This window comes from Clostridium neonatale, from assembly GCF_001458595.1.
Classification (GTDB): Bacteria; Bacillota; Clostridia; order Clostridiales; family Clostridiaceae; genus Clostridium; species Clostridium neonatale.
Window position 1 is genome coordinate 1,161,724 of the sequence record NZ_LN890328.1, and the last position, 23,910, is coordinate 1,185,633.

The window sequence follows — 23,910 nt, forward strand, 5'->3', positions numbered from 1 at the left end:
AAGTCTGGTGTAGTTCTATCTTGATACTACCCAGACTTATTTTATCATCTTGTTATAAAATTAACAATACAATTTTTATTTTTAATCTTCTTTGAGACAGCATACACCATCTATATTATTAAGCTGCATCATATATTCATTATGGTCTCTTTTTTCAGCAAGAGTAAGTGTCATAGAAAAGGCTATAGTATGGCTGTCTAATTTATCTAACTTTCTTACTTCTACATTTGTTATTTTAGTTCCATCAGACTTTACAACTTTCATAAAGTTTGCTATTCCTACTACTTCCTCAAGTTCAACGTATATATCTAATACCCTTGTATGCATTCTAGAATGAACATCCCATCTGTGGAGTACAGTAACAACTGCATATAAAAAAATGCAAGAAAGTATTGCACCTTCATAAAAACCTATTCCAACAGCTAGTCCCATACAAGCACAAGCCCAAAGGCCCGCAGCTGTAGTAAGTCCTTTTACTTCATTTTTTCCTACAACCATAATTGTACCAGCACCTAAAAAACCAATTCCACTTATGACCTGAGCTCCCATTCTGCTTGCATCGCCAGTCATCCCAAGTATATCACTCATGTACTGACTTGTTATCATTATCATAGCTGCACCAATACATACAAGTATATGTGTTCTAAATCCTGCTGGTCTTTTCTTTCTTCCTCTTTCAGCACCAAGAATTCCTCCACAAATTGTTGCAAGAGTAAGTCTTATAATTATAGAAATAGTATTTATTTCTCTTAAGTATAATGTAAGTTCTTCAAAGTAGTTTTGTATATTCTGCATTATAAAATCACGTCCTTTGTATAATGTTTAAAATAACTCTTTTGTTAATAAAATATTCAACTATTAAAATTAAGTTCTATTATTAAATACTAATACTAATTTTTATTATCTTTAAGATATTAATTTTTTTACAAATTCCTCGTATTTGAAAATATGATTAGAGTATTATGGTACATATAAAATTAAATAATAAATAGTCATGTTAACTAATAAATATGAAATAGATTATATCATAAAATACTAGTTAAAACAGCATTCATTAAAATATATAAGTCTATAACTTTTATATTTTAAGTTATAGACTTATAATACTTAATTAAATAGTGATAAAATATCCTCCTCAGATAACGTATTAATATTATCTGCACTTAAATCATCACCTAAAATTTTAGAAATAAGTTCTCTCTTAGTATCTTGAAGATCAACTATTTTTTCCTCTATTGTTCCTTTAGCAATAAGCTTAATAACTTCTACAACATTTTCCTGTCCAATTCTATGTGCTCTGTCTGTTGCTTGATCCTCTACAGCTGGATTCCACCAAGGATCAAAATGTATTACAATGTCTGCACTTGTTAAATTTAACCCTGTCCCACCAGCTTTTAATGAAATTAGAAAAACACTATTTTCTCCATTATTAAATTCTTCAACCATCTTCATTCTATCAATTGATGGTATAGATCCATCTAAATATGAATATCTAAAATTATTTTTTTCTAATGTTTTACCTATATTTTTAAGCACAGAAGTAAACTGAGAAAATACTAGTACTTTATGATTTTCACATACACTTTGCTCAAGTAGTTCCATAAGTGAATCTATTTTCCCACTATCCCCATTATACTCCTCCATTACCACAGACGGATCTAAGCATAACTGACGAAGTTTTGTTATATAAGATAAAATTTCGATTTTACTCCTAGTAAATTCTAAGTCTTCTACCTTTTTAGCAATTATATCTTTTACGTATTTTGAATAAGCTTCATATACTTTTGTCTGCTCATCACTAAGTGGAACATATAATCTTTTTTCAATCTTATCAGGTAATTCTTTAATTACATTTTTCTTATACCTTCTAAGTATAAACGGCTTAATAAGTCTATTTAATTCTTGAATAATTTCTGGACCTTCTTCAAGTCTTCTAAAATATCTAGAAGTAAAACGCTTTTCATCATAAAGATAATTTGGCATTATAAAATCGAAAATTGACCAAAGCTCCATAAGGGAATTCTCTATTGGAGTACCAGTTAATGCAAATCTTCTTTTAGCATTAATAGTCTTCACAGCCTTTGCATTTTGAGATGATGAATTTTTTATATTCTGTGCTTCATCTAAGATACAATAATCAAATTCCATAGTATAAATATCTATATCACGTCTTAAAAGATTATATGTAGTTATAATAACATCGTATTCTTTATACTCTTTAAGGAGTTTTTCTCTCTCTTCTTTGCTGCCGTTTGCTATTGCAATTTTCATATTAGGTGCAAATTTTTTGAATTCATTATTCCAGTTATATATAAGAGATGTAGGTGCAATAATTAAACTTTTGCTTCCTTTGTTTGATAATAACAATGTTATGGTTTGAAGTGTTTTACCAAGGCCCATTTCATCACCAAGTATTCCACCAAAACCTAAATAATCTAGTGTTTTAAACCAATTATAACCACTTATTTGATATTCTCTTAAGCTTGCATTTAAATCATTTGGAACTTCAAATATTTTGCCTTCAATATTTGTAAGCTTCTTCTTAAGCTCCTTAATTTCTTTACGCCCCTTTATATAGCGCATTTTTTTATCTTCTAAATAGTCTTCTAAATATACAGCTTTATTTAAAGGTATTTCTATTACATTTTTATTTAATATTTCTTCTTCTATTAAATTATCAATAAGAGTTAATGCTTCTTTAATGTTTATTTCTTCTAAATCTAAAAATTCTCCATTTTCAAGCTTATAATACTTAACATTATCTCTAAAACTTCTTAAAATCTTAGTTATTTCTTCCTCTCCCAAATCCCCAAGATTAAATTCAAATTCAAAGTAGTCATATTTTCCTTTTCTAACTTCACCTTTAAATTGTGACTTAGTTAATTTCTTTAACCCCTTAAACCTTTCTGAATAATATACTTCTCCATAACTTTGAAGCTTTTCTATATCATACTTAAAAAATCTAAAGCCTTCCCCATCATCACCTATAAAGTAAAATTTATTATCTACTTCTTGGAAATGTAGTCTTCTTATAAGACCAAATACTTCACTTTCAGATGCAGAATCCCTATATATTACCTTATCTTTATATTCTTCAAAGTAATTAAATTCGTGGCCAGCGTATGAAACTTTAAATATTAAAGATATTTCCTTATCTTTATCAAAATAAAAGTTAAACTTAGGCTTTGATATTACAACCTTATTTTTTATACTTTTTGATAATATTAAACCATCAGTCACTTTTTGAATGGATGGTATTAAATCCGTTAATATTTTAGTTTCCTTATCTTTAGGAAAACTAATTTTTGAAGTTGCACCAAAAATCTTTAAGTAGGGCTCAAGCCTTTCACATTGTTCTAATGATGGTATATAGATTGAAGTTCCATATAAAAATACATCTTCATCTTTTGTTAAAGCTTCAGGCATTCCATTATTAGCTTCCAAAGTTACACTATCTTTTTTAGTATCTAAACTCAAAGGAATAGGTATATCTTCTTCTAATATCTCACTTTCAAGTACTCTATAAAAAAATCCATCCCCTAAATAAACTCTATTTTTTTTAATTATTCTTAAAAACTCTTTTACCATATAATCTGGAATTGTTATTAATTTTCCGTCTATAAGTTTATCTTGTGATCTTCTAAAACTTCTATCATTTTCAGCAATAGATCGGATATTATTCATAAATTTAAACAATCTTTTATCTTCTAATGATAATCTTTGCCTTCTTAAATCAAACTCAAAATCTTTTCCATATTTTATAGGAACATTATTGTAACTACAAAGTAAAAATTGATTAATGTCCCTAATTATATACATCTTACTACTTTTCTTTCTAATCCCAACTTTAAATTCTGCTTGTAGTTTTGATGACCAATTATTTTTATTTATTATAATATCAAATTTAAGTAAATCCTTCTCTTTATCATCTATTAAAAGAGATAATAAACTTAAGCTGCTATCCCTAGATGTACTATTTTCTGATTTATTTTCTAAAGATTTAGAAAGTTTTTTTCTTAGTTCAGAATCATTATCTATACTTTTTAAGAAAGAGTAAAAGGTTGCTGTAATATGTTTACAGCAATAATTATCTTTCCTAAATTCATTTTTTTCAAAATCTGCACAACTACAGTGAGTTCCAATAAGTTCTCTCGTTATATTATCAATTTCTAAATTGCATGAATACTCACTATAAAGGCTTTCAGAAACAACATATGATTTTATATTAATAGAATCGTCTTCTACATTTATATTTATATCTTTAATAAGATCATTTTTTAAAACTCTTTCTCCTTTAGTTTTCATAAGATTTGTAATGTGCTTATTAAATTCTTCAAGTAAAATCTGTTTTATCAAAATATCACCCTTTTATTCAACTGACTTCATTCTAGTTATAAGTTTGCTATCAATATATTGTGATTTAGAAAAGCCTTTTCTAAAATATCTTATCTGCTTATATTTAATGCCTTTCATTTCTATATCTAGAACGTCAATTCTATCACCACTAAAAATCATAGGCTCCATCTTACCTTTTAAAAAAATATGTAATTCCATTATGATACTCCCTTTTGTATATATAATAAATCTTTTCTTTAATATAACATCACATTCAACCATTTAATAAAAGTTTTGCTGATATTAAATCTGATATTAAATAATATTTATTATATAAGTATACTAATTAATTTATTTTGAATAATTCTTTATAGCTTCAGCTATTTCATTTAAATATTCCCATCTCTCATACTTAAATTCAAGCTTTCCTTCAAGTTCTTCTTTTTCTTTCATAAGCTCATTAAGCTTTCCATAGTTTGAAGCGTTTTTGCTCATCTCATTTTCAATTTTTTCAAGATTCTCTTCAAGTTCAGCTATCTCGTCATCAATTACTTCATATTCTTTTTGTTCTTTAAAAGTAAATTTAGGTTTAGTTTCTTTTGTCTTTTCTTTTACATTTTTTGTTTTATCATCTTTTTCTTCTTTTATGATTGCATTGTTATTTTCAACATCTGATTTTTCTATTTCTTTATATATAAGAAAATCACTATAATTGCCGTGATATTCTTTAATAAGTCCATTCCCTTCATAAGAAAAAATCTTATTACATATTCTATCTAAAAAATATCTATCATGTGATACAACAACTACTATTCCCATAAATTTATCTAAAAAATCTTCTAAAATCTGTAATGTTTCTATATCTAAATCATTTGTAGGTTCATCTAAAATTAAAAAGTTTGGTGATTCCATTAATACTCTAAGAAGGTGCAATCTTCTTCTTTCACCACCTGATAATTTTTCAATTGGTGTATACTGCATAGTACCATCAAATAAAAATCTCTCACACATTGTTGAAGCGGTAATCTTAGTTCCATCTTCTACTGGAATATATTCTCCACCTTCTTTGACATAGTCGATTACTCTCATTTTAGGATCCATATTTTCGTTGTCTTGGGCAAAGCATGCAATCTTAACTGTATCTCCAATATGAATAGTTCCGTTATCCTGCTTAAACTTTCCACGAAGAATATTAACTAAAGTTGTTTTACCTACACCATTTTCACCAACAATTCCTATTCTGTCATCTCTTAAAAATATGTAACTAAAATCTTTAATTATAACTTTATCATCGAATGATTTAGATATATTAGAAAGTTCAACTATCTTTTTACCAAGTCTTGTTCCTACAAAAGACATTTCTACATCGTCTTGTCTTTTTATACTCTCAGTATTTACAAGTTCATCAAATCTTTGAAGTCTTGCTTTTTGCTTTGTTGTTCTTGCTTTAGCACCACGTCTAACCCATTTAAGTTCATTTCTTATTAAAGCATTTCTTTTTTCTTCCTGTAAATTTTCTATTTCTATTCTTTCCATCTTTTTCTCTAGAAAATCTGTATAATTTCCAGGATATGAATAAAGATTACCACGATCAAGTTCAATGATTCTATTTGTTACTCTATCTAAAAAATACCTATCATGTGTAATCATAAGAAGGGCACCTTTTCTTCCATTTAAATATTCTTCAAGCCATTCAATAGAATCTGCATCCAAATGGTTTGTAGGCTCATCTAAAATTAAAAGATCACATGGAGTTATTAATGCACATGCAAGTGCAATTCTCTTTTTTTGTCCACCTGATAAATTACCTACTCTCTCATTGTAATTTTTTACTCCAAGCTTAGTTAAAATAGTCTTAGCACTACTTTCTAAATCCCAAAGATTTAAACTGTCTATTTGCTCTTGCAGTTTTAGTAATTTATCATTTAAATTATCAAAGTCATCTCCATTAGAATTTTCTATTCTTTCAATAGTTTCCTCATATTCTCTAAGTGTTATCATTTCTTTTGTTTCACCTTTAAATACCTGTTCAAGAACAGTTGCATCTTGGTCAAAAGGTGGATTTTGATCTAAATATTCAATTCTCATATTTTTGCCCTTTGATATACTTCCATCAAAGAATTCATCTTTTCCACCTATTATTTTTAAAAATGTAGATTTACCTGCTCCATTTATACCGATTAATCCAATCTTATCTCCATCATTTATCCCAAGAGATACATCTTTTAATAATACTTTTTCACTATAATTCTTACTTATATTTTCTAATGTTATTATGTTCATTTATTCATGCTCCTTTAAGAATCCTATATAAGCTTTATTGTATCATAATTTAATATATCTTGCATAAAAATTGAGTTTAGTCTTTTTAAAAGTAATATTAAAAAACTGTTTAAAATTCAATAAAATTCATTTATAAATGATTACCTTAATCGCTGAAAGCCCTATTTTTGAGTTTAGAACTTTTGTTGTATTTTGTTTTTTTGTATAGTTTAGTTTACATAATATTTATTATTTCTACTAATTTTCTTAAATATAACGATTTTCTTACATTCTTTATTCTTTAAATTTCTCAAAATAAGGTAGCTCTTACTACGTTTATTTAATTAAGAATTTAGTAACTAAAAATTAAAGCTTCCTCTCTATTTAATTATAATAATCTTAACATCTTTGTGGCTTTTTTCATTATTACTTCTTCACTATTTATTATCTTTTCGATGTTTAACTTTTTATATCTTTATATTCAATAAAAAAGCTGTATCAAAATTATTATTAAAATTCTGATACAACTTATCCAATTAATATACTATTTATTTAACCAGCATCATCTTTTCTTCTACATCATTGTATTCTTTATTTTTATCATAAACTATCTTAAAATGCTCATATGCTTTATTCTTGTCATTTAAATTCAAATATGCAATTCCTAGAAGATAATCAAATTCTAATAGATCTCCTTTTAACTCATCTGAAGTATCTTTTTCTCTTTTTAAAAGCTTTATAGCTTGTTTATAATCCTTATTAAAACAATACGCTTTTCCAAGTAATATGTTTTTTACATGTTTCATAGGATCGTTGTCATCATATCTAACTAAATTTAAATATTTAATTGCTTCTTTATATTTATTAAGCATATAATAACAGCTTCCAACTAAATAATTATATTTACTTCCTTCTGTGGTTAATACTTTGCTGTCTTCTAAGGTTTTTACAGTATTTATATAATCCTTTTCTTTATAATATATAGATGATAACAAAATATATGCTTGTCTGTTTTCTGAATTTAATTTTATAGCATTATTTAGTTCTTCTTTAGCTTTATTCATCTCATTTTTTCCAATACTATCTAATGCCATATTAAAATAAGTAGCTGAAGTATTTTTAGGACTTTTTTTATATAAAAGAAATATAGCTACTGATACTAACATTAAAAAAATTCCGCCCTCTAAATTCTTAATAGATAATATAATTCCTGAAATAAACATCCAAATTACCCAGCTTCCAGCTAGCTCTTGATAATTACTGCATTCTGTTAAGTCTACATCTCTTTTTAAGACATTATTTTTAAAATTCACATTAAATCCCCCTTACCATTAACTATATTAACTATTTTTATATTCTTTCTTTAATAAAGAATAGTATTTACAATCTATAAATTTGTTATTGTTATCTTTTATAACACTCCTTAAATTACCTTCATATAAAAATCCACATTTTTTTAAAACTCTCATTGAAGGTATATTATTTATAGCACATTTAGAAGTAATTCTATTGATTTCCATTTGATTAAATACAAAATCTAAAACTAATGTTAAGCTTTCAGTCATAATGCCTTTGTTCCAAAATTTGTCGCTTAAACAGTATCCAACTTCTAGGCTTTCGTTTATATTGTCAATATTGGTCAAATTTATGCTTCCTATAACTGTACTACTATTTCTTTCTTCTATGCACCAATTATAGTAATCTATATTTTTATAATTTTGAATCCAATTTCTTATAATAAATTTTGTTGTTTCAATATTAGTATGAGGCTTCCATGTTAAATTTTTAGTTACTATAGTGTTAGATGCCCAATTTTTATACATGCCATAAGCATCACTTAATTGAAATTGCCTTAATATAAGCCTATCACTTTCGAGTCTTACGGTACCCTTATGATTTATCATTTTCTCTCCAACCTTAATTATAAAATCAATGAAATTATAACATGATAAATAATTTTATACCAATGATTTCATATAATATAAAAATTTTATATTATAACCTATGAACTTTTTAAATCATTTACATAATTTTTTTTTATAAGTTTATAATAAAAGTGTAGAAAATATATGAAAAATATTATGTAATTTAGACATAATTATTTATTTTATGGTTTTCATATCCACAAATTTAGAGTATAATAATCTCTAGGGATAAATTATTATATATATTATGTCCCTAGAAAATTCAATTTCTATACTATTTAGAAAAAATTTATTTAATTATGGAGGTTACATTTATGTTAGTATCAGCTAAAGAAATGTTAAACAAAGCAAGAGATGGAAAATATGCTGTTGGACAATTCAACATCAATAATTTAGAATGGACAAAAGCTATTTTATTAACAGCTCAAGAAAATAATTCACCAGTAATTTTAGGAGTATCTGAAGGTGCTGGAAAATATATGTGTGGTTACAAAACTATAGTTGGAATGGTTAACGGAATGATGGAAGAATTAAACATCACAGTTCCAGTTGCTCTTCACTTAGACCACGGTAGCTATGAAGGATGCTTCAAAGCTATGGATGCTGGATTCTCATCAATAATGTTTGATGGATCTCATTATCCAATCGATGAAAATGTAGAAAAAACTAAAGAATTAGTTAAAATAACTTCAGAAAAAGGATTATCTTTAGAAGCTGAAGTTGGATCTATCGGTGGAGAAGAAGACGGAGTTATTGGTAGAGGTGAAGTTGCAGATCCTCAAGAATGTAAGCAAATTGCTGATTTAGGAGTAACAATGCTTGCTGCAGGTATCGGTAATATTCATGGAAAATATCCATCAAACTGGCAAGGTCTTGCTTTCGATGCTTTAGAAGAAATCAATAAAGCTTGCGGAAATATGCCATTAGTATTACACGGTGGTACTGGAATTCCTGAAGATATGATAAAGAAAGCTATATCACTTGGAGTATCAAAGATCAACGTTAATACTGAATGTCAATTATACTTCCAAGAAGCTACAAGAAAATACATTGAAGCTGGAAAAGACTTAGAAGGAAAAGGATTCGACCCAAGAAAGCTTTTAGCTCCAGGTTACGAAGCAATAAAGACTATAGTTAAAGAAAAGATGGAATTATTCGGTTCAATAAACAAAGCTAACTAATTCTACTCTTTAAAAAAGAGCTACAATTTGTAGCTCTTTTTTTCATTATTTAAAACATTTCTCTCACTTCTTACTTTCATCCATTCAAGTTTATTACTATGAAGATTATATATAGAATCACTCATATATTCTTTAGATATTTCTATATCTCTATTAGTCCATGCTTCTTGCATTTTAAAGTAAGTTTCTTCTACTCTGTCATTAAGTATATCTTTTGAATAGTTATTATCAATTTTTCTAAGATATATTATTAGATTATTAGCTTCTTTATTTTTTCTTATTACTTTTACTTTACATATGATTTTTTCTCTTTGCCATATCATTGCAAAGAAAATAATATTTATTGCAATACTCATTGGACTTGCATGTCCTGTACTCCTTCCATTTGAAGAGTGACTGCTACTACTATGGCTTCCACCTCCTCCACCACCGCCAGATCCTCCTCCACCTGATCTTGCAAATGATAGGGTATAGCTTTGAAATATAATCATAATTATCATTGAAAATATAATAAAATATTTACTGAATCTTTTCATAAATATTCTCCTTGATTTCTATTAGACTCATATATAGGACAACTTTTATTTTATTATATCTAATATGAAAAATACAGTCTATAAATTTAGTATTTTTATATTATGTATATCATAGAAAAAGCATCAACAATTACTAACTTTAAATTGTTGATGCTTAATTTATATTATTAGGTTAAATAAGAAAATGCGTTAATTAATATTTGAAATACTAAATTTATATTCTAAATCTTTGCTAGAATCTATTAGATATTCATCTAAAACAGGTGCGCCCCAGCTATCATCTCCACCTACTCCCATTTGTTTTCCTATAATATTTACATTTGTATAGTTTACTTTTGGAAGCTCTTCTATATGAAGTGCATTTTCAAGTTCCATATAATTATAATTAAGTACACTAAATTCAAATGGAACTTTATCATAAGTAAATTTTAATCCTTCTCCTTTATGATTTCTTATTTTTACATATCTTGTATTTGTTCTATTGCCGCATTCCTGTGGTACTAAATACCTTGACAAGTTATTTTCTGGGGTATTTGTATAAACTCCTAGTTTTGCTCCTTCACATCTATCTATATAATTTTCTTCTGGTCCCATTCCATAGTATGTGAATACGTTAAACTCACTTAAAAGTCTAAAATTCATACCAAGTAGTGGAAGTTCAGGAAGACCATCTACTCCATTATATTTTACATGTATTTTTATTACTCCATCTTCATCAACTGTATAATTTATGTTAACTAATGTTTTTGGAATTGTAGGCAGTTCATAAATATATTTTAATTTTATCATATCTTCATTTTCTTCAACACTAAAATCTATATACTTTTGTCCTACACTTGCAGCCAGCCATTGTGAGCATCTGAAGTCATATTTATTACCTCTATCATTGTCTGTAGCAGCCCTATAATAATATGGTTTTGGAACCCTTGTTATAAACTCTTTACCAGAGTATCTTAAAGATACAATTCCACCTTCTTGTTTTGAAAATATCACTTTAAAATCTTTCCCTGAAACGCCTATATTAGCATCTCCATGAATTACTTTAAATTTAGATAATCTCTTTTCTATTTTTTCTTCATTATTTAATACATACTGTCCAAATGCTATCTCATATCCTTTTTCTTCCCAAATAGTATTATATGATAATCTAATAGAAACAGTATACACATATTCTCCTGAAGACTTAATATCTATAAATGGAAGCTTTATATATTTTTCTTCTAATGGCTTAACATTTACCTTTGTTACACCTTCCATAATTATTTTTTCTTCTTTTTCAATCTTATAGTATAAATCATAAATATCTGTATTAATAAATAAATTTTGATTTTTAATATTTACACCATTTTTATCTACATTTAATTTTATATTTTGATAGAGATATTTTACTTCTTGGGCTTTTGGAGATACAGTTCTATCTGCATATATAAGCCCATTTCCAGAAAAATTATAGTCAGTTGGTCTGTCAGTAAAATCTCCTCCGTATCCTAATACTTCTTCACCATTTTCTTTTTTTCTATATAATGCTTGATCGCCATAATCCCATATAAATCCCCCCTGATACATAGGATACTTATCTTCAAGCTCCGTATATTTCATCATTCCACCAGTTGAATTACCCATAGAATGCATATATTCACAGCTTATATATGGCTTTTTAGGATTATTATTTAAATATTCTTCGATATCCTTAACTTTTGCATACATTCTGCTTTCCATATCACTTGTTTTATCATATTCTCTATTCCAGAACACGCCTTCATAATGAACCAATCTTGAAGAATCTTTTTTTCTAAAATACTCAGACATCTTAAATATATCTTCTCCTGCATAGCTTTCATTACCACAAGACCATATTAATACTGAAGGATGATTCTTATCTCTTTCAAGCATTGATTCTGCTCTGTCAAGAACACATGCTTCCCATTCTTTCAAGTTTCCTGGAACATTCCAAGATGGTTCACATTGGCCCATCTTTTGCCATGATCCATGGCTTTCAAGATTGGCTTCATCTATTAGATAAATTCCAAATTCATCGCATAATTTATACCAAAGACTTTGATTTGGATAATGTGATGTTCTGACTGCATTAATATTATGCCTTTTCATAAATTTAATATCAAAAAGTATTTCTTCTTTAGTTATAGCGCGTCCATGTCTGGCACTAAACTCATGTTTGTTTACACCTTTAAAAACAATTCTTTTTCCATTTAGACACATGACTTTATCCTTCATCTCAAAATGCCTAAACCCTATATTTTCTGGAACTATTTCAATCAAATTATCTTCTATATCATTTACTTCTATATAAAGCTTATAAAGATATGGATCTTCTGCACTCCAGAGATTTATATCTTTAACATCTAGTGATAAAGTTAAGAAATTTTCTATATCCATTTTCTGAGTTTCAGCTTTTATATTATTATCTGCATCTTTTAAGTAAGCTTTTATGCTTCCTTCTAAATTACCAATTATTTTAACTTCTGCCTTTAACACTGCATTTTTAAATTCATCATCTAAATCTGTTTTTATAAATATATCATTTATATGTGTTTTAGGAACTGCATATAAATACACATCTCTAAATATTCCTGAAAATCTAAAAAAGTCCTGATCTTCTATCCAACTTGCACTGCTTCTTTTATAAACTTCTACTGCAAGTTTATTTTCTCCCTCTTTTAAATATTCAGTAATTTCAAATTCACTTGGCGTAAATGTATCTTCACTATATCCAACAAATTTTCCATTTACCCATATATAAAATGCTGTCTCAACTCCTTGAAAAGATATGAATGTATCCTTATTTTTTAATTCTTCTTTTACCTCAAAAAATGTCACATAGCTTCCAACAGGATTATATGTTTTTGAAATGTGTGGTGGTCTTAATTCATCATGACCATCCCATGGATACATTGTATTTATATATTGACATTTGTCATAGCCTTGAAGCTGAATATGTGCAGGTACATCAATATAATCAAATCCACTTACATCAAAATCTTCTTTGTAAAAATCTCTAATTCTAAGTGATGGATTTTCGCTATATGAAAATCTCCATTTACCATTTAAACTTTGCTTGAGTGGCATGTTATCTTCTAATTTTATATGATTCATTTCTTCATAAAAATAATGATCTGAATGTGCATCAATTCTATTAATTCTAAATACTTCTGGATCTTCTAACCAATCTAATGTTGGTTCATTTATTTTCATAAAATTTCCTTCTTTCTTGCATTTAAATTTTTATTTAATCCTTTACACTAATCTTATAGTATTTTTAGTAAAACTTCAACTTATTTTTACTAAATTTTATTTATATGTTTTTATAAAAATTTGATAAAAATATTGTTTTATATTATAATATTTTAGAATAATAAATTTAAATTTATTATTTTGGTCTATGAATACGTATTCTAAAGTATTACTATATATTGTTAATTATTTTAGTAAAGTATTTTTTTCTTTTTATCTATATACATAGAAAGGGTGAATATTCTTGAATGAATATTGCAAAATTCTAATAGTTGATGATGAACTAATTATGAGACAAGGTATAAAGCATATGATTGATTGGGAGAAAGAAGGATTTCAAATAATAGGTCAAGCTTCTAATGGACAAGAAGCTATTGAGTTTATAAATAATACACTTCCGCATATAGTAATTACAGATGTTGTTATGCCAAAGGTTGATGGTGTTGAACTTATAAAATTTTTACAATCTAACTATCCAAGTATAAAAATTATTGTTCTTAGCAGTTATAGTGATTTTGATTATGTAAAATCATCTTTTACTTATGGTGCCATCGATTATATATTAAAGCCCTCATTAAATATTGATGAACTTTTAAATACTTTAAAAAAAGCTGCAAGCAAACTTGAAAACTTTAAGCTTTCAACTAACAATGCTACATTAACAGAGAAAAATATGTTAAGCAGATTACTTATCGGCTTTGAATCCTTAGATGATCTTACTTACTTTAACAATATTTTTACTAATGACTCATTTTGTTTATTAGGCATAAGCACAAAAGGTCTTGGATATGACTATAAAACAAAATCAGCTTTAATGAATTCCTTATATCATGATTTAAATGAGGAAAAATCAAAAAATTTTATTATTAAAAATATAAGCATAGATTATGATAATATAGTCTTTATTGTAAATTTTAATAGTAATCACTACAATGAGTTAAAAGATACATTCATTAAAATTTCTAATTCTTTATTTGATAGATATGAAAATTCTTTATTTATGCTAAGTAAAATTTTCTTATCCCTACAGGACTTAAGAAATATATTTGAAAACGATTTTTTAAAACTTACAGAACAGGCCTTTTATAAAAAAAATTCATCTTATATTATTTCATCGGAAATTAAATCTTTTTCTAATATGGACAAGTTTAATTTTAAGCATTTTTCAGAACTAACATCAAAGCTTGAAATTGAAGATGCCCTGGATATGCTTACTTCTTATATTAATGATTGTATTTTAAAAGAAAGCATTAGTAAATTTGAAGTAAAAGCCCTAATTCAAAATTGCTTTTATAACATAATTTCTACATTGGAAACACTAGATTATAATTTGGAGAAACTGCAATCTTTAAAATATAAATGTTTTAGCATTATCGATAAAGATCTATATGCTGAAGATTTACTAATAAATTATAATAATTTATTAATCGATTTCAAAAAAATTATTTATGAATGTCAAAATAGATTTAATTCTCACATGATTAATAAAATAATAAAATATATTAATGAACATTTTGCAGAACAACTAACCCTTTTGGATGTTTCAAAAATATTTAATTTCAATTATTACTACCTCTCTTCATATTTTAGTAATCACAATAAGGAAGGTTTTAATGAATTTTTAAATAAAATAAGAATAGAAAAAGCCTGTGACTTTTTAAGGACAGATATACCTATATCAGATATAAGCAGCATGGTTGGTTATTCAGACCATAGTTATTTTTGCAAGGTATTTAAAAAATTCACTGGTGTTACTCCAAGTAAATTTAGAAAAGATAGCATTAAAGTAGTATCATAGATATTTTGTGTTTAGAGAGGATTTTTATAATGTATAAAATTTCAAAGTTTATGCACTCAACTAGCCTTTTCTTTAGAGTTGCATTTATCGTATTAATAAGTATAATATGCGTTTTTCTTTTAACCTGCACAATAACTATAAGTATTTCTAAAGATGTACTTGTTGATACATTTAGCAAGTCAAATTATAAAATTTTAAATCAAATTACTGATAGACTTGGTGTTTTAAATGATAATATCATAAATATAATGAATGTTATAGATTCGAGCTCTGATTTCGAAAATTATTTAACTTTAACAAATGTAACTTCAGCTGAAACTTTTAAAACCTTGTATAATATGGATATAACATTAGATACTGTTCCTGAGAAAGACTTTAATGACATTACATTATTAGTTATAGGACGTAATGGTGAATCGTTCTTAAAAGGACATAATTATTTTAAATTTGATACAGATGAAATTTTAAATAGCGATTTAACCCAAAATGCGGTTTTAAATAGTAACGTTGTATTTTATCAATATTCTGAATTTCAATTAGTCAACGCTCAAAATAACTCCAGTGCTATAACTGCTGTTAAAGTACTATGTGACGATAAAACAAAAGAAATTTATGGATTCGTTTATGTTATTATAAGCCAAGATGATTTTAAAAAATATTATGTTCCATTTGTAGGTACTTCAAATAATATAGCTATTATCTCCAATGATGGACAAATTGTATCATCAAGTATTCCATATGAAATTGGTAGCACAAATAATAAATTATTAGATATATCTAATAAAATTCAAAATGATAATTTGCAATATTATAATACAAACATGAACAATAAAGATGTTGCAATTTTATCAAAATATCTTCCAAGATATAATTTTAATATTGTAGGTATAATTGAAAAAAGTGCTATTTTAAATGAAGTATATAATACATCTCAAATTTATTTTGTAACAATAATAATTGCATTAATTTTTCTTTTAATAACATTTGTTATAATAAGAAGAACAACAAAACCACTTTATAATTTATCATATAAAATGTCACAAGTTACGGATGGTAATTTTAAAAACTACGTTAAAGTGGAAGGTAGCTATGAAGTCCGTCAACTCTCCTATGCTTATAACTATATGCTGGATGGTTTAAACTCTTATATGAATGAACGAATGGAAATGGAAAAAGAAAAAAGAAAAGCTGAAATACATGCTCTTCAAATGCAGATAAACCCACATTTCCTTTATAACACATTATCATCTATAAAATGGCTTATATGGCAAGGTAATACGGATAAATCAATAAAGACAATAGATGCTTTCATTTCTCTTTTAAGAAATACAATAAGCAATAAAAATGAAATGATTACTATTAGTGAAGAAATTGAAAATCTAAAAAATTATGTTTTAATAAATCATATGCGTTATGGTGAAAGTATTACAGTAAACTTTTTTGTTATGCAATCATGTGAAAACTACATAATTCCTAAGCTAATACTACAACCATTTATTGAAAATTCATTTTTTCATGGCTTTGTTGATAAAAATAGTGGATTTATACATGTTTTTATTAATAAAAAGAATCATATTATAACCTGTGAAATCATAGATAATGGAGTTGGAATTTCTAATGAAACCATACCAAATCTTTTAAAGACTTCTGTAAACAAAAGTGATCATTTCACGAGCATTGGTATAAATAATGTTAATGATAGAATAAAACTTCTATATGGAGATGAATATGGTGTTGTTATTTCAAGTGAAATAAATGTTGGAACTACTGTTAAAATTAAAATTCCAGCCATAAAAAAATCTGATCTTCATGATTCAAATCAATCAAGCACTTAAATTAAACTGTTACACATATAAATAAGGGACGTACTGAGTTTAGTGTGAATAACCGAAATAAAGCTCTTATGTGGTGCTCGCTTGCTACAAAAATGAAGCTAAGAATTCAAACATGCAGACTTGCACCCACAAATGTTTGCTCCAATGTAAAATTGGACAAACAATTTTGGAACAAGTCTACATGAAGAATTCTAAAGCTCAATTTTTGAATGCAAGATACCGCACACATAAGAGCTTTATTTCTTTGTTTCATCTAAATTCAGAGTATCCGTATTATTGCTGCTATACATAAATACATTTTTAAATTAAGGAATAGTTATTTATAGATGTTAAAGATTCAAAAAGTTAATATTTTACCATTTTTAAAAAGATATAGATTTATAAATATCAGAATATAAATCCTTACGAATGTGCACTTATAAGGAAACCTATTCATCATTAGATGAATAGGGGCTATACTGCTAAGTTCGTACCTCACCAAGCATTATATGCCAAAGAGCAGCTATACTGTAATTCGGAACTTTTCTTATATATTGGGGAATACTTGGATTTTCTAAGTAGCCACATAAATTATAACTAAAATAAATTAGATGTCTATGATTTTAGAGAAAAACAAAGAAATTCAATATATGAATACCCGACTCACATTAGTTCGCGGGGTAAGCGATTCACACCAAATAAAAGATTTGGTTTCTCTGATTATGCGTAGTATTGTATTGAAAATTTGAGTTATTAAATTCTTAGACAGAGGTTGTTCCCAAATTGTTTGTCCAACACTTGTTGTTGGAGCAAACTGTTTTGGGCACAACCTCTTTCATTAGAATTTTTGGCTGAAATATTTACGCAATCGAGCATATCATATATTGAATTTCGGTTGTTATCCACTAAACCATGATTCTACGTCCTTTATTTATATTGTTTAATGATTCTTTTTATAATTTCTTTAATACTTTTACATCATATTTACCTAGAGTTATATGATCAGTTATATTTTCTTCTTTTATCATATCTGTATATTGTATATTTCCAAGTTCTACTTTCTTTTCTTCTTCTGTAAAGTTCATTATAAATACATACTCATTTGAATCCTTTGTACGAACTTGAGCTGTAACACCAATAGGAAGCTTTCCTTCTATTACACTTTTAATATTAAGATCTTTAGCTAATTTCATATAAAAGTCATTATTGAAGTCTCTGCTTGTTCTAGCTGCTATATAATAACATTTTCCTTTACCATAATAATTAACTGTAAGTGCAGGCATGTTTTTATAAAAATCATTTTTATATGTTCCAAGAACTTTTGCAGTTTCTGCATGGATTAATTCACAGTAATCTTTTACTTCATATTCTCCATTTACGCCTTCAAGTACATTTTCTTTAACTATTATGTGATTATTTTCATCATCATATAATGAGTCAATTTCTTCTGCCCAAATTCCAGTTAAATCTTTAAGTGGTCCTGGAAAGCCACCAAGGAAACATAAATCATTTTCATCTACTACTCCACTAAAGTAGCTTGTTACTAGAGTTCCTCCATTTTTAACAAATGCCTCAAGTCTTTCAGAAACATTTGGTTTAATCATATAAAGCATTGGAGCAACAATAAGCTTGTATTTTGAGAAATCGCAATCACTGCTTATCACATCTGTGCTTATTCCATTTTGCCAAAATGCTCTATATTGTTCCTGGCATATTTCTTCATATCCCTTTTTATCAGCACCATCTTTCCTAGCTTTAGTTTTTAGTCCTTGAAGATCATCAATTGCCCATCTATTTTCAACATCATAAATAATTGCAACTTCTGAATTTTTCACTGATCCTTGTATTTCATTAAGCTTTTCAAGAGCTTCTCCAACTTCTGTAACCTCTCTAAATACCCTTGTATTTTCATGTCCACAATGATCTACTACAGCTCCATGAAATTTTTCTGATGCCCCTCTTCCCTTTCTCCATTGGAAATAAAGAATTGAGTCTGCTCCATGGGCTAAGCTTTGCATTGATGATAAAAAGTGCATCTTTGGACGTTTTAGCTTATTAACTTCATGCCAGTTAACAAGACTTGGAGCATTCTCCATTATTAAAAATGACTGTCCACCCTTAAGGCTTCTATAAATGTCGTTAACAAAACTAACATTAGCTGCCAAATCATAAGTTGTTTCAAAATTATTATGCCATGCAGGATAACTATCCCAGGATACTATATCAACTTCCTTTGCAAATTTTGAGTAATCTAGTCCAGTAAAAAGTCCCATGTGAGGATAATTCCCCATAAAGTTTGCTGTAACAGGAACATCAGGCGTAATTTCTCTTATTGGTGTTATTTCATTTTTATAAAAATCTATTGTTTGATCTGTAACAAATCTATTCCAGTCAAGATTATGTCCATGTACAAATATTTCACCAAGTTCTGATGGACTTTCAATTTGTGAAAAATCATTAAATCTATGGCTCCAGAATCCTGTCCACCATGCATCATTTAGCTTTTCTATATCATTATCATATTTTTTCTTAAGCCAGTTTCTAAATGCATCCTGGCATTTATCACAATGACACTCTCCGCCATATTCATTAGAAATATGCCACATAATAAGTGCCGGATGATCTTTATATCTTTCAGCTAAAAACTTATTTATATTATAAGTTTTTTCCCTATAAATTGGTGAAGTAAAACAGTGGTTATGTCTTTGTCCATGAAGATTTTTAGTTCTATCCTTATTTACTCTTAATACCTCTGGATATTTTTTTGACATCCATGCAGGTCTTGCACCACTTGGTGTAGCAAGTATTACATTTATATTATTTTCAGCCATTCTATCCATAAGCTCATCAATCCATTCAAATGTATATTTGCCCTCTTCTGGCTCAATTGCACTCCATCCAAATATATTTATTGATACAGTATTGCAATGTGCAATCTTCATAAGGCGCACATCTTCTTTTAATATTTCTGGATATTTAAGCCATTGATCTGGATTATAATCACCACCATGTAAAAATCCTTTTATTTTATCAAGTCTTGAATTCTGTTCCATATAAAGTCCCCCTGTCTATTATAAGTTTTGCAAATATAAATCTGTTTATTTCAATTTAATTACTTGGATTTAATATAAATTTCTTTAGAATATTGTTTAAATTTTCAGATTGTATTGCAAGTTCTTCACTTGCAGATGCACTTTCTTCTGCTATTTCTGAATTTGATTGAACAACTCCAACAATAGATTCTATCCCTTCCTTTATCTGCTCAATTGACATTGATTGTTCCTCTGATGCCATTGTTATTTTAGAAACTAAATCTGTTGCTTCTTTAGTCTTTTCTAGAACAATTTTTAAGGAGTTTGCTGTGCTATTTGTGATATTTTTTCCATTATTTACTGATGCAATAGATTCTTTAATTAAACTCTCTGTATTCTTAACAGCTTCTGAAGACTCACCTGCAAGCTTTTTTATCTCTTCTGCAACTACTGCAAAACCTTTTCCTGCTTCCCCAGCTCTTGCTGCCTCTATTGCAGCATTAAGCGAAAGCAAATTTATTTGTTCTGCTATCTCATATATAGTATTTATAATATTTTTTATATTACTTGAAGATTTTTCTATGTTCATCATAGCTTCAAGCATATTATTCATTCCTTTATGGCCTGTTTCCATTTCATCAACTAGCCTTTTTACTATCTCATCAGTACTTTTAGCATTTAAAAGATTATTTCTTGCTTTTTCATTTATTTCACCTGCAAGCGCTGTTAATTCTTCTATAACACTTGCTTGATCTGTAGCACCTTGTGATAAATACTGTGCATTTTTTGCAACCTGCTCAGATCCATTTTCAACTTCAATTGCAGACATTCTTATTTCATGAAATGTATTATTTAATGATAAAATTATATTATCTAGTGACTTCTTTAAAGCTATAAAATCTCCACTATAATTATCACTAGTAAATGTATTTAAATTACCATTTGATATATTTCCCAATACTTCATCTATTTCACCAATATAATTTTTAAAATTATATATCATAACTTTAAAAGATTCAAAAAGATAGCCGATTTCATCTTTTGACTTATAGTCTAATTCTATGTTAAGCTTTCCACAAGATAAATCGTTTGCTGCATCCTTTATGGATTCTAATGGCTTAGAAATTGATGTTGAAACTTTTTGGCTTAATCTTGATGATATAATAATAAATACTAATATTGAACTTAATGAAATAATAATTGATATTATTTCAAGTCTCTTAAGATTATTAATTATAATCTCACTCTGATTTATATTTTCTTCTAACAAACTATTTATCTCTTCTGATATTACATCTGATATTTGATTTCCTTGTTCTGTAAGTAAAAGTAACCCTTCTTCATTCTTTTCATCAAGAAATAAATTCATGGCCTTTTCTCTAATTTTTCTATATTCTAATGAATTGTTTGTAATTTGCGAATAAATCTCTTTTTCTTTATTTCCAACTATTGTTTTTCCCAATTCTTCTAAAAGCTTAGATACGTCTTGAATATTTCTATTTAAAGATTTATTAATCTCCGCTAAAGTAATTTTATCATTACTTAATGCCATATTACTAAGCAATGCTCTTTGTTCATTGAATTCCATACCAAGCTTACCTATTGTTCCTTGAGAATATCCATAATTTTTCACTGCATATTTATAATCATGATTTGTTTTAATTAGAAAAATCACTCCTAGTAAAGATACAATAATCCCTAGGATCCATACATATCTAAATGATATATATATTTTTTTTCTTATGGTTAAATCATTAATTTTATTTTTATATTTGAATTTTTTAATTTTCATATGATTTAACTCCTATCTAAATAAATACAATAATAATCAAATTCCTGAATTATTCAATTTTTTAGTATAATATAATTCAACTGAATAATTCAGGATTTATTTAATTTATAATTGCTATAAATTATTTTACAGAACCAAGCATACCTTGAACAAATTGCTTTTGCATTACAAAGAATACAAATGCAGTTGGAAGTGTTGCTATTACTATTGCAACCATTATCATTCCATAATCAGGAGTATAACTTGACCCAAGTGTTGAAATTATTAAAGGTACAGTTCTCTTTTCTGGAGATTGAAGTGCAAGTAATGGCCATAAATAGTTATTCCAACTACTCATAAATGTAATTATTGCTGCAGCTGCATATGTTGTTTTCATCATTGGCATATACATTTTGAAGAATATACCTATTTCACTTAATCCATCAATTCTTGCAGCTTCCAATGTATCTTTTGGAAATGACTTTGTATTTTGTCTAAAGAAGAATATTAAAAATGCTGTTGCTATACTTGGAAGTATTATTGCACCAATTGTATTTAATCCAATAAACTTTAATGGTGTAGTTTTTAAATATCCAAACATCTTAAAAAGTGGAATCATAAGAGCTGAAAAAGGCACCATCATAGATAAAAGAAGTATATTAAAAACTTTATCTCTTGTATCTGTTCTAAAGATTTCAAATCCATACCCTGCTATTGAAGATACCAAAAGTGCAACTATTGTTGTTATAATTGCTATTTTAGCTGAATTTCCAAGTGAATTAATAAATCCTAAGTCTGAACCTAAAAGATTATTGATATTTGTCATCAAATTACTTCCTATTGTTAATTTTCCTCTTGTAACATCAACTGATTTATTTGTTGCACCAATTATCATCCAAAAAAACGGAAAGATTGATATAAATGCTGCTAAACTCAAAAATACATATTTAAAAGCTGATGAGAATTTAAATTTACGTTTATTCATTACTGTCCCCTCCTATTTTAAATTGGATTAATGAAAGAATTACAATCATAATAACAATAACATAAGCAACTGCTGCTGCATAACCGAAGTTTGGTGTATATGTGAAACATAAGTTATAAATATAATGTGAAATTGTTGTTGTGGCATTTGCTGGTCCACCGTTAGTTATGTTTACGACTTCATCAAATAATTGAAGAGTACCAATTGTTGATGTTATTGTTGTAAATAAAATTATTGGTTTTAATAATGGAATTGTTATTTTTGTGAATTTTTTAAATGTTGATGCTCCATCAATAGATGCTGCTTCATAAACTGCTGGATCTATATTTTGAAGTCCAGATAAGTAAAATATCATATTGTAACCAGTCCATCTCCATGTAATTGCAATAATTATTAATATTTTTGCCCATATAGGATCTGTTACCCATTCAATAGGCCCTGAAATTATGTTTATTGCCATTAAGAATTTGTTTACAAGTCCATCAGATGCAAATATACTTTTCATTATTATTGAATAAGCAACTAATGAAGTTACACAAGGCAAAAATATAGCTGTTCTAAAAAATCCACTGAATTTTAAATTCTTGTCATTAAGTATGGATGCTATTATAAGTGCCAAAACTATCATTATTGGAACTTGTACTAATAAATATAAAAATGTATTTGAAACTGCTTTTATGAATGTTGCATCAGTTAACATTCTTTTGTAGTTATCTAAGCCAACAAATTTCAGATTATTTCCCATACCAGATTTTAATGATGTTATAAATGATTGCACTGTAGGATAAAATACAAATAATGTTATAAGAAATACACTTAGTGATACAAAAATCCATCCCCATCGGTTAGTCTTTCTTTCTATACCTTTATGCTTCATTATTATCAACTCCTTTAATTGTTACTAAGACCACTTGTCAAATTCTAAATTACAATTTGACAAATGGTCTTGAAAAAGATTTTAATATATAAATTTCATTTGTCATAATTGTTTATTGTCATATAAAAGTTTAATTGAGATT

15 protein-coding genes are annotated in these 23,910 nt (G+C 27.2%); 3 read left to right on the forward strand and 12 right to left on the reverse strand.

From position 1 onward, the window contains the following. Positions 1–81: 81 nt before the first annotated feature. The 6 genes from BN2920_RS12365 to BN2920_RS12390 form a co-directional block, all read right to left on the reverse strand. On the reverse strand, positions 82–795 hold the full coding sequence (locus BN2920_RS12365) for an MgtC/SapB family protein (RefSeq protein ID WP_058295309.1): 714 nt from the start codon (positions 793–795) through the stop codon (positions 82–84). 312 nt (positions 796–1,107) lie between these two features. Beyond that, positions 1,108–4,356, reverse strand: coding sequence for a DEAD/DEAH box helicase (locus BN2920_RS12370; protein WP_058295310.1), 3,249 nt, complete (start codon positions 4,354–4,356; stop codon positions 1,108–1,110). Positions 4,357–4,368: 12 nt separating this feature from the next. Continuing rightward, a complete protein-coding gene (locus BN2920_RS12375; RefSeq protein WP_058295311.1) occupies positions 4,369–4,554 on the reverse strand; it encodes a hypothetical protein in 186 nt (61 codons plus the stop codon). 132 nt (positions 4,555–4,686) lie between these two features. Next, entirely contained in the window at positions 4,687–6,618 is a 1,932-nt protein-coding gene (locus BN2920_RS12380; RefSeq protein WP_058295312.1) for an ABC-F family ATP-binding cassette domain-containing protein, read from the reverse strand. 527 nt (positions 6,619–7,145) lie between these two features. Continuing rightward, positions 7,146–7,910 carry a tetratricopeptide repeat protein gene (locus BN2920_RS12385; protein ID WP_058295313.1) on the reverse strand — a complete coding sequence of 255 codons (765 nt, stop codon included), beginning with the start codon at positions 7,908–7,910 and terminating at the stop codon, positions 7,146–7,148. Between the two features lie 27 nt (positions 7,911–7,937). Further along, entirely contained in the window at positions 7,938–8,501 is a 564-nt protein-coding gene (locus BN2920_RS12390) for a GNAT family N-acetyltransferase (RefSeq protein WP_058295314.1), read from the reverse strand. A gap of 335 nt (positions 8,502–8,836) precedes the next feature. Here BN2920_RS12390 and fba point away from each other — a divergent pair, with 335 nt between their 5' ends. Next, the gene (gene fba, locus BN2920_RS12395; protein WP_058295315.1) at positions 8,837–9,703 is read left to right on the forward strand and encodes a class II fructose-1,6-bisphosphate aldolase; all 867 of its coding nucleotides are present in this window, start codon (positions 8,837–8,839) and stop codon (positions 9,701–9,703) included. 20 nt (positions 9,704–9,723) lie between these two features. On the opposite strand, the gene BN2920_RS12400 is transcribed toward fba, so the two are convergent. Continuing rightward, a complete protein-coding gene (locus BN2920_RS12400; RefSeq protein WP_058295316.1) occupies positions 9,724–10,239 on the reverse strand; it encodes a Tim44 domain-containing protein in 516 nt (171 codons plus the stop codon). Positions 10,240–10,428: 189 nt separating this feature from the next. Continuing rightward, entirely contained in the window at positions 10,429–13,452 is a 3,024-nt protein-coding gene (gene lacZ / locus BN2920_RS12405) for a beta-galactosidase, LacZ type (protein WP_058295317.1), read from the reverse strand. A 283-nt stretch (positions 13,453–13,735) separates the two neighbouring features. Here lacZ and BN2920_RS12410 point away from each other — a divergent pair, with 283 nt between their 5' ends. Next, on the forward strand, positions 13,736–15,289 hold the full coding sequence (locus BN2920_RS12410; protein ID WP_058295318.1) for a response regulator transcription factor: 1,554 nt from the start codon (positions 13,736–13,738) through the stop codon (positions 15,287–15,289). A gap of 29 nt (positions 15,290–15,318) precedes the next feature. Then, entirely contained in the window at positions 15,319–17,124 is a 1,806-nt protein-coding gene (locus BN2920_RS12415) for a sensor histidine kinase (RefSeq protein ID WP_058295319.1), read from the forward strand. Positions 17,125–18,056: 932 nt separating this feature from the next. Here BN2920_RS12415 and BN2920_RS12420 read toward each other — a convergent pair. From BN2920_RS12420 to BN2920_RS12435, 4 genes are all read right to left on the reverse strand, one after another. Continuing rightward, the gene (locus tag BN2920_RS12420) at positions 18,057–20,156 is read right to left on the reverse strand and encodes a beta-galactosidase (RefSeq protein WP_058295320.1); all 2,100 of its coding nucleotides are present in this window, start codon (positions 20,154–20,156) and stop codon (positions 18,057–18,059) included. A 55-nt stretch (positions 20,157–20,211) separates the two neighbouring features. After that, on the reverse strand, positions 20,212–21,927 hold the full coding sequence (locus BN2920_RS12425; RefSeq protein WP_058295321.1) for a methyl-accepting chemotaxis protein: 1,716 nt from the start codon (positions 21,925–21,927) through the stop codon (positions 20,212–20,214). Positions 21,928–22,048: 121 nt separating this feature from the next. Further along, on the reverse strand, positions 22,049–22,891 hold the full coding sequence (locus BN2920_RS12430) for a carbohydrate ABC transporter permease (RefSeq protein ID WP_058295322.1): 843 nt from the start codon (positions 22,889–22,891) through the stop codon (positions 22,049–22,051). Further along, positions 22,884–23,768, reverse strand: a complete 885-nt coding sequence (locus BN2920_RS12435; RefSeq protein ID WP_058295323.1) for a carbohydrate ABC transporter permease — start codon at positions 23,766–23,768, stop codon at positions 22,884–22,886. Before BN2920_RS12435 ends, BN2920_RS12430 begins: the two co-directional genes overlap by 8 nt. Positions 23,769–23,910: the final 142 nt, after the last annotated feature.